Origin of the sequence: Massilia pseudoviolaceinigra (assembly GCF_030846505.1) — a bacterium.
GTDB lineage: Bacteria > Pseudomonadota > Gammaproteobacteria > Burkholderiales > Burkholderiaceae_D > Telluria_A > Telluria_A violaceinigra.
In genome coordinates, this window is the sequence record NZ_JAVCWL010000107.1 from 1 (window position 1) to 1,164 (window position 1,164).

The following is a 1,164-nucleotide window of genomic DNA, read 5'->3' on the forward strand; positions in this document are numbered from 1 at the left end:
ACAAGGTCCCGGATCACTCAAGCTTTTCCAAAAACCGACACGGCCGCTTTCGTGACCACGATGCATTTCGACAGTTGTTCGATTCGGTGCTGCGACGCTGTATGGCTGAAGGGCTGGTCCAGGGCGAAGGATTTGCCACCGATGCCAGCATGATCAAGGCTGACGCACAACGTCAACGTTGCCGGGTTGGCGAATCCGGTATTGACTGGGGCGATCCAGAGCAGGCAAGTCGGCCGGTGCGGGAGTACCTGGCTGCATTGGAACGGGCCAACCCGGTGCCTTCGATGCCGAAGAAAATTTCTCTCACCGACCCTGCTGCTACCTGGACTGCGGCTGCAGGTGGGCCGGCGATCTTTGCTTACTCAACGAATTATCTGATCGATTTGAAGAGCGGCATCATCGTCGACGTCGAAGCATCGCCAGTTAATAAAACTGCTGAAGTAGAAGCGACGAAAACGATGATTGAACGCGTCGACGAGAAGTTTGCGATTAAGCCGCAGCGTCTGGTAGGAGACACCAACTATGGTGTGGCTGCCATGCTGGGCTGGCTGGTCGATCAAAAGAATATTGCGCCACAGGTTCCTGTGTGGGACAAATCCGAGCATCACGACGGCACGTTTAGCCGTACCGATTTTACCTTCGACACCGAAAACAACCGGTATGTCTGCCCATCCGGTAAATATCTAAAAACGGCTCAGCGCAGCAAACAGAAAAATCCGTTTCGCTATCGCGCCAGCCTCTATGACTGCCGGGATTGCACGCTAAAGCCAAAATGCTGCCCCAACATGGCAATTCGCAAAATTGACCGCAGTCCGCAGGAACCTGCGCGCGACATTGCTCGGGCTATCGGCAAAACAGAAGCGTATCGCCAATCCCGGCGCGAGCGAAAGAAGGTCGAGATGTTGTTTGCCCACCTCAAACGCATCTTGAAAATGGGGCAGTTACGACTGCGTGGGCCCAGCGGCGCGCATGACGAGTTTCTGTTAGCGGCAACGGCACAAAATCTGCGTAAAATGGCCAAGAAGCTGTTCCCGCTGAATCAAAAAGCGCTCTTAGCGATAAGCTAGCCGAACCGAGCATTGGCTCTACCACCCATTCCTGCTGTACAGTTAGTTCAACAGAACTGCTCTGCTGTTGCGTTTAGGAGGAGTTTTTCAACGCAAT

The 1,164-nt window shown here is 53.9% G+C and carries 1 protein-coding gene; it reads left to right on the top strand.

What is annotated here, in order from left to right; translation table 11 throughout:
* A partial coding sequence (locus RBA40_RS33265) for a transposase (protein ID WP_306653178.1) occupies positions 1-1,067 on the top strand: 1,067 nt, incomplete at its 5' end.
* Positions 1,068-1,164: the final 97 nt, after the last annotated feature.